General features: G+C 44.0%; 7 protein-coding genes, 4 tRNA genes and 1 rRNA gene. All 12 read left to right on the top strand.

The features are described 5' to 3' along the window. The first annotated feature begins 185 nt into the window (after positions 1–185). Positions 186–300: ribosomal RNA gene (gene rrf / locus A3729_RS07540) — 5S ribosomal RNA — on the top strand. Between the two features lie 218 nt (positions 301–518). Further along, entirely contained in the window at positions 519–1,601 is a 1,083-nt protein-coding gene (locus tag A3729_RS07535; protein ID WP_068514096.1) for a hypothetical protein, read from the top strand. A 10-nt stretch (positions 1,602–1,611) separates the two neighbouring features. After that, a complete protein-coding gene (locus A3729_RS07530) occupies positions 1,612–2,151 on the top strand; it encodes a DUF6160 family protein (protein WP_068514093.1) in 540 nt (179 codons plus the stop codon). A gap of 9 nt (positions 2,152–2,160) precedes the next feature. Beyond that, positions 2,161–4,668 carry a DUF6160 family protein gene (locus A3729_RS07525; protein WP_156491798.1) on the top strand — a complete coding sequence of 836 codons (2,508 nt, stop codon included), beginning with the start codon at positions 2,161–2,163 and terminating at the stop codon, positions 4,666–4,668. Between the two features lie 98 nt (positions 4,669–4,766). Beyond that, positions 4,767–5,720 (top strand): bifunctional biotin--[acetyl-CoA-carboxylase] ligase/biotin operon repressor BirA, encoded by a 954-nt coding sequence (birA, locus tag A3729_RS07520; RefSeq protein WP_068553513.1) that lies wholly within the window; start codon positions 4,767–4,769, stop codon positions 5,718–5,720. Next, positions 5,720–6,463 carry a type III pantothenate kinase gene (locus A3729_RS07515; protein WP_068553512.1) on the top strand — a complete coding sequence of 248 codons (744 nt, stop codon included), beginning with the start codon at positions 5,720–5,722 and terminating at the stop codon, positions 6,461–6,463. Before birA ends, A3729_RS07515 begins: the two co-directional genes overlap by 1 nt. Continuing rightward, positions 6,463–7,107: a hypothetical protein gene (locus A3729_RS07510; RefSeq protein ID WP_068553511.1), complete on the top strand. Its 645-nt coding sequence runs from the start codon at positions 6,463–6,465 to the stop codon at positions 7,105–7,107. The genes A3729_RS07515 and A3729_RS07510 overlap by 1 nt, the downstream gene beginning before the upstream one ends. 39 nt (positions 7,108–7,146) lie before the next feature. Further along, positions 7,147–7,222, top strand: a tRNA-Thr gene (locus A3729_RS07505). Positions 7,223–7,261: 39 nt separating this feature from the next. Next, a tRNA-Tyr gene (locus A3729_RS07500) sits at positions 7,262–7,345 on the top strand. 10 nt (positions 7,346–7,355) lie between these two features. Further along, a tRNA-Gly gene (locus A3729_RS07495) sits at positions 7,356–7,430 on the top strand. 15 nt (positions 7,431–7,445) lie between these two features. Beyond that, positions 7,446–7,521 (top strand) — tRNA-Thr (locus A3729_RS07490). Positions 7,522–7,634: 113 nt separating this feature from the next. Further along, positions 7,635–8,178, top strand: a 544-nt coding sequence (locus tag A3729_RS07485; RefSeq protein ID WP_156497774.1) for a GTP-binding protein, incomplete at its 3' end; no start/stop codon positions are given.

Here is an 8,178-nt window from a genome sequence, read left to right as displayed (position 1 = left end):
CTCGTGAGGCTTAACTATATAACGCCCAAGTGGTTTTATAGTGAATGATTATTCGTACAACGACGGGTAACGCAAATTGGATATGAGTCTTCGTTAGACAGCAGAGATTAAATTAGCTATTACTTGCTATTGTTAAAGACGCAGAATTAAGTGTTGTTGATGAAGTATCAGCAACCGAAGTTTTGCCTGACGACCATAGAGCTTTGGAACCACCTGATCCCATCCCGAACTCAGAAGTGAAACGAAGCATCGCCGATGGTAGTGTGGGAGGTCCCATGTGAGAGTAGGTCATCGTCAGGCTTCTATTAGAAACCCCAGTAGGTCGTCCTACTGGGGTTTTTTATTGCCTGGAAGAAAGTATTGTAAGTAACTCACTTTCGTTTTAATTATGTGAGCAGGTTCTTATCTTGTTGTTTGATTTGTGAACGACTGTAAAGTTTTGACTCGCAAGACATGATTTAATTAATTATTGGGTATACTTCCCTAACTTCTAATAAATCAGGACGCTGATTTCAACTATGAATGCATCTACAAACAACAAAATTGCTTTGTTATTTCTATCGCTAATGATGGCTAGTAGTACGAAGATATATGCAGAAATGCAGTCGCTATCTGACAGTGATTTATCTGAGGTCGATGGCCAAGGCATCGGTTTAGTGATGGATGACTTTATTTTCAGTCACGGCCATAATCCAAGCGAAGGCAAGGTATTCAGGATTAGTGGTGTAACTAACAGTGCTGGAGAAGACGTTGTAATCAACGTTAATCAAATGTATATCGCGCGTGCAGGTAGTAATTATGGGGAGACTCTAGAGGGTGTAAATCTAGGTAGGCTAACTAACCCATACGAAATTGATTTATTAAATGGTGATGACCCTGATATTGGCTTACCCGGAGAGGCGGTACTTGAATTTGCGGCACCTAGGAAGGTTTTAGATACTGCTCAAGGTTATGACTGTTTGACTGGTGCTGCAGGTGGGGAGTGTTCTAGTAGACCTTCATCTGCTGAATGGGTAAATGGGGAGAGGCCAGATCTTGGCTTAGAACTTGAAATTAATGATGGTGCTCTTGCAAGCAATTTAAACATCAATGTTGAAAGTGCCGTGTTTGACGGGTCTTACTTGCGCTTGTGGGGCGATGACGGGGAAGAGCGTATGGCAGCAGAGTTTCGTCTTAACTTTTATTCTCCCTCCATTGAGGTAAGTACTTGTGAGCAAATTAATCAAGGTTGCTCATCTAGCATTAAAATGTCCAACTTCCAAATGGAGTTGGCTTTAGGTCACACGTTCCAGCCCTTATACATCGGGGTAGATGGATCTAGCAATCTACCAACAAGCGGTGGGCTTACTCTTCAAATAGCGAAAATTACACATCCATATATGGATAAGATTAATGTTGTTGATGGTTCATACGATTTAGCTGACCCGGATGCTGTCGCAGCGCATGACTTTTTTCACGATTATTATACGAATGGTGAGTATCGTAGCAATATCATTGTCGGTGATTTAGACATTGGTGGTACAAGTTTAGGCGAGCAGCGAATTGAAGGGATATTGGTCCAGTATATGGATGTTAAATTTCGGGACTTGGATCCTAACTAGAGGCTTATTTATGTTGTTTCGGGTACTAATTTTTATGCTTACTGCCGGGCTCGCTAATGCAGAGATGTCAAGTATTGATGACTCAGATCTATCAGAGGTGACAGGGCAAAGTGGTGTTTATTTAACAGGTGAAGTTTCAATCAACGAAGAGGGTGGGGCGTTCAATGACTCTGACAGCCATGGTTACTTTGGAGATTGTTCAAATAGTCAAAAAGTATGTGGGGCGCGCTTAGCTTTTAAGACTCAGAATGATGGAGGCTGGTTTGCGATTGATAATATTCAAGGCTCAGTCTCTTTTGAAGGTCTTACGTTTAGACTGAGAGATATTGCAGATGGTTTTGGTGGTGACGGTCTGCTATTTAATCGGGATGTGATCGAAATTGGCTTGCCTAAGAGTATACGCATGAACGACTTCCAGTATACGCTCGCGACTGCAAACCAAGACCGTCCAAGTAATAGTTCAGACTATCAGCAGGTCGACTTAATGACTGTCGAGATGAGTGGTGATCTCACTTTGCAGGGTAACCTGTTGGTTTTTCCAACGCCTTAGGAATTACGGATGATAAATAGACTATCAATAACATTAATGCTTTTTATTCTCCCACAAATAAGCGCTGCGGAGCTAAAAGCACTTGGTGATGAGTTTTTGTCGGGTGTAAGTGGGCAGTCGGGAATCACTGTTGACCTAGAATCGAAGTTTTCAGTGGGTGAGATAGCCTATTTTGATGATGGTTTGGGTATAGCGTTGCAGGGTGTCAAGATGAGCTCTGCTGCAGATCCTGGGCAGTTGGCAGAGCACCGATTAGAGTTTGATATTCTTGATAACGGCGATATAAAGTTTGCCTTTTCTTCTGGAAATGTCGCAAGGTTCGAAATAGAGGAAATTCGTTTTGTTGATGCGCCGGGCCTGCCTTCACTTGTAACAGATCCGAGTATAGGGGGCTTCTTTATTGACTACGAGATTGATGGCTCTATCTTGGTGCACAACAGAGGTAATACAAGACACGGTGCTAACAATGTTTTGGGTGGGTTGTATGATATTGATTTTACCGTCGAAAATGGGCGCTTAGGATATCGCACTAATGGCAATGAGTTTTTCTTGGATGGTTTAAGTTTGGATGTCGAATCTTTGGGTACGGTGTTTGGGGTGACCGAGGCAGGACAGCTTAACTTATCAATGCCTAACCTAAAGGCAGAGCTAAGTGTAGATGCCATTAGGTATAGTAATAACGCGTTAAATCACGGGGTAACTAATGATGTTACGTCGGGCGCGCCTTTAGCAAGTTACGGTAGCTTGTGGATTAATATGGATGTTAATTCTGATTTGTTAATTGCCGCGGGCGGCGCTGATGGTCTTACAGGAATGACGATCAATTCATCGAACCAGTTTAATCGCTTGGATGTAGCGTGGGGTGATGATACTGACTGGGCAGATACAGGTTACTGGGTAGGTGCTTTGGGTATTACCGGGTCAACAGATTTGGTCAACATGACGCTAGATATTTTGGATGATGAGGATTCAGGTGACGCTTATCATGGTGTGGGCTTGGCTTTAGCCTTTGAACAGTTAGCGATAGATCTGCATGTTCAGGATTTTGTTTTGGGTGAAACTAAAACAAATATTGATCAATATGTCGCGGGTAACCCTGTTCAATTAAAGTCACTAGGTTCTTTCGATATTGCTTTGACCTACGCCGACTCCGTTTGGGGTGGTGTTAGTCGAACCAACAAAATCTTGGTTCAAGCTGGCGGTAATACAGAGGCTGGCAATCAAGGTTTACGTCTTGATACTCAATTAAGTATCGCTGGTGACACAAATCAATCTAACTTTGTATACACCGATGATGGTTATTCTTTGATGTTGAGTTCTCTTTCTGCTTATGTTGATGGAGATATCACTATCGATATTACTGCAGACTTGCCAAATGATGACGTGTTTTTTGATGGTCTAAGGCTTGGTTTTGAAGATCTTGCTTTTGGCTATCAAATTGAGGGAGTGCGGGTTGCTGAGAGTACCGGGGATAAAGAGGATTTAAAGAATGAGAAGCTTGGGTCTGCACAGGGAGTGCAGGGGCTTCCTGGTTTGTTAGGTTCACCTTCTTTGGAAGGAACGCTTAATGGCCATATTACACTTGGGGCTGGTGGGCGAGAAGGCAGCGAAGGAATTACAGTAAATTCCGATATATCAATTAGTGATGGCATTATGGGTTCCTATTTAGAGGCTGACGGGACTGGGAATGGAATCTGGTTAAGTGGGCTGAATTATGATGTGCACTTGCGTGACATGATGTTAGATGTCACAAGTGACGGATTAAAGATTTATGAAGGTGAAAGTTGGAGTCGGTTGGATGTTACAGACTTTAAAATAGGTGAACGCACTGCTGACGCTAGCTTTGGCGGGCTTGTAGTAGAGAGTTATCATGCTGGTTCTGAGACCTTGATATCAACTGGTGGTGCTGGAGATGTTTGTATTGGTGGTGTCGGAGCTAGCCAGGGTGATTGTATTGCTGATAACGGGCGCTGGGAAAATCGTGGGGACCAGGGCTTAACAATAACATCTAAACGGCACTTTAAGTCGAAGATTGATTCTGAAGGAAAGAGAAATCGCTTAACTTGGCATGTCGGGCGCGATGGCGAGGGTACTGGTTCGCCCGATAAGGGAACGGGTCTAAAGTTAATATTTGATAATTATACGACCAATGACGGGAACAATTTGTCTGACGATTTTGGGATTCAGACAGAATACAACATGGATATTGCTCGCGCTCCGGTTATTAAGAAGTCGACAGGCTTCGATAGTAATAATATCTACGGTGAAGAGGGTTGGGAAAAGGTTATGTTGCCTGATGGCTCCTATGAGTACAAGGCTCCTTCAGATATGACTGCTGCAGATATTGCAAATAGACCGGTAGGTGTTGCGATGAGAACAAATACGCAGTTCAAAGAGCTTGATTTTGAAAGAGTTAATCTCAGCCACTCTGTCGGTGGTGAGTCAACGCTGCTATACGGAATGAAGCTACAGAACTTTAATATCACAACTGATATTACTGCTACGCCAATAGATTAAAGCTGGCGCTTACATTTTCTTGCCTTAATAAGGATGGCATTGCGATAATGCTTTCGAAGTCGCTATAATCGCGGCTTCATTTCTTTTTGGTTTCCCTTATGGAACTCCGTTCTATTTTAAATCTCTTGTCGGATGGTGAATTCCATTCAGGGTCGGACCTTGGTCGTACTTTGGGTGTAAGCCGAACTGCAGTGTGGAAAGCGTTAGGTCAATTGGAGGAGTTGCGTTTACCCTTGGAGTCAGTAAAAGGGCGCGGCTATCGTTTGTTGCGACCGCTTGATCTATTGTGTGGTAAATCTATTCAGTCGTATATGGCAGCTCAAGCTGTCGAAAATATCTCTATTGAGGTGCTTTTAAGTACCGATTCAACAAATACTCACTTATTGGAAAAGCAACTCGAAGGAAATTTATACGAGAGTTGCTTGGCAGAATATCAGACGGCCGGAAAAGGTCGTCGTGGCCGAAAATGGGTTAGTCCTTTTGCGAGAAATATTTATCTTAGTATTGCTTTTAATCTTGATGGTGGGGCAGAAGCTCTATCGGGGCTAAGTTTGGTGGTTGGTTTGTCTGTTGTGAAGACGCTAGCATCACTTGGTGTTAGTGGCGTTGAGTTAAAGTGGCCGAATGATGTTTGGTTAAGTGGAAGAAAGTTAGCAGGTATTTTGGTTGAGTTGCATGGAGAGGCGACAACGAGTTGGCGGGTTGTGGTTGGTCTGGGTTTGAATGTTGATATGAAGCCTGAGGATGCGGAAGTGATTGAGCAGGCTTGGTCAGCTTTGTCCGAAGTATCGGATATTGGTCGGAATGAGCTAGCTGGCAACTTATTGAGTGGTTTGTATTGTGACTTAGAGCGTTTTAAGTTGGGTGGCTTTAAGGATTTTTTGTCGGATTGGAACAAATTTGATGCTTTAGCGGGTAAAGTGGTTGAAATCAACAGTGGTGCAATAGTTGGTATTGCGCGAGGAGTTGACTTATCTGGCGCGCTCTTATTAGAGGTTGATGGAGCACTATCTGCGGTTAACGCAGGTGAGGTGTCGGTGAGGTTAGGCTGATGCTTCTATTAGATTGCGGCAACACACGGATCAAGTGGTGTTTAGCTGAAAATAATAAAATCATAAGGTCGGGAGAGGAGTTGTTGTCGGCGCTTGATCCTGCTTTGCTGGCAGCAGAGTTGGGTGGCATGTCATTTAATAGGGTGCTGGTAGCATCTGTTAGGGTGTCTGAAGTACTAGATAGTCTGCTTGACGCGCTCCAGCGTATGGTGGATGTTAAGATTTATGCGATTTCTCATGATGATATGAGCGGGCAGCAATTTGCTTACGATGAGGTGAAAAGGTTGGGGGTTGATCGCTGCCTGGTAATATCAGCCGTGCGCGATCTGTATCAAGGCGCTTGTATGGTAATCGATAGCGGTAGTGCCTTGACGGCCGACTTGATTGACGGAGATGGACGGCATATTGGTGGCTATATTTTTCCAGGTTGCAAAATGTTGCAGGATTCGCTTGTGGCGGGGACATCGAAAATTGTATTAGATGATGATGTGCAGTGTGGATTATCTCCAGGCAGGAATACTGAGCAGTGTGTTGTTAATGGTGTTCATATTATGGTGAGTCAAACTATAAGCTACTTAGAGTCACAGTGTCAGGGCTATGGTATTAACAAGGTAATACTTACGGGTGGTGATGCTAAATATATCGCCGGATTTATCGTGGGGGCTTACGAATTGAGGCCTGTATTGGTCTTTGAGGGGATGGCTGGGCTGTTCGGATCTAGGCTTGAGGGGGAGCTACACTAATGAAGTGGGTGTTTATAGCGTTATTGGTTGTGAATGTAGGTCTGGTTGCTTTTCAGTGGGTGAAGCATCGAGAGCAGGGTGTGAGTCCAGAATTTCAGGAAAATAAGGCAGTAAAACGTATAGTATTGTTGTCGGATATTTCATCGTCGGGTGGCGATAAACAGGCAATAGCGAGGCGTTGTGAGTTGCTGGGGCCTTTTGATAATAGGGCTGAGTTGGAATTGGAAAAAAAGAGAGTGCTTCCGGGGACTGGTGAGGTTCAGATTGTAGGTCAAACTCTTGATAAGGCGCCCTCTTATTGGGTGTATATCGCGAAGAAAGATGTTGTTGAAGATCTAGAGCAAAGATTGCTTGAGATTAAGGTCGACACGTATAAGATTTCTTCAGGAGAATTAAGTGGGGCTTATTCTTTAGGGGTGTTTGAAAATATAGATTTGGCGCGCGGGTTAGCAAAAAAAGTAAAGAAAAGTGGTATGGCGCCAAGCATTTTCGAGAAAAAGAAGTCTGAAACGAGTTTTTGGTTGGAGTACGGGCTTGATTATGCTGCTGAAAACCAAGAGAAAATAGACGAAATTGCTGCATTGTTATCAACAGGTGCAAAGAAGAGAGAAATTTTTTGCAAAAGTGTTGCATCTGAAAAATAGTTCACTTAGTATAGCGGCCTCTCGAAATGAGGGTGTGCAGCTGGTGTAGCTCAGTCGGTAGAGCAACGCACTTGTAATGCGTAGGTCGGGGGTTCGATTCCGTCCACCAGCTCCATTTTGTTTTGAGTTCTTTAGAGTCTTTACGATTCTAGCTGGAGGGGTTCCCGAGTGGCCAAAGGGATCAGACTGTAAATCTGACGCGTAAGCTTCGGTGGTTCGAATCCACCCCCCTCCACCAGTTTTATGTGGCGGGCATCGTATAATGGCTATTACCTCAGCCTTCCAAGCTGATGATGCGGGTTCGATTCCCGCTGCCCGCTCCAAGTAATAAATTCGTTGCTCATATAGCTCAGTCGGTAGAGCGCCACCTTGGTAAGGTGGAGGTCACCGGTTCAATTCCGGTTATGAGCTCCATGAGTGTTATTGCTTGGTTTTATTGAATTTAAGTTGTGTGTGGTCAATGCTGGTTCTAGCTGGCCGAGACGCAGTGTCCGCAATCGAGCTATATTTTTTGAGGAGATGTTCGGATGGCAAAAGAAAAATTTGAACGTAATAAACCACACGTCAACGTAGGTACTATTGGTCACGTTGATCACGGTAAAACAACTTTGACTGCAGCGTTAACGCGTGTATGTGCAGAAGTATTCGGTGGTGAGAAGGTTGACTTCGCAAACATCGATAACGCACCAGAAGAAAGAGAACGTGGTATCACTATCGCGACGTCTCACGTTGAGTATGATTCAACTGATCGTCACTACGCTCACGTTGACTGCCCAGGGCACGCCGATTATGTTAAGAACATGATCACAGGTGCTGCTCAGATGGATGGTGCTATCTTGGTTTGTGGTGCGACTGATGGTCCTATGCCTCAGACTCGTGAGCACATCCTTTTGTCTCGTCAGGTAGGTGTACCTTACATTGTAGTATTCTTGAACAAGGCTGACTTGTTGGCTGAAGACTGTGGTGGTGCAGGTTCAGAAGAATACAACGAGATGCTTGAATTGGTTGAAATGGAAATTCGTGAGTTGCTAGACACTTATGAGTTCCCAGGTGATGATACGCCAATTATCG

The sequence above is a fragment of the Oleiphilus sp. HI0043 genome (assembly GCF_001634935.1).
Note: the sequence above shows the minus strand (reverse complement) of the source record. Positions and strands in the feature narration are given on the sequence as shown.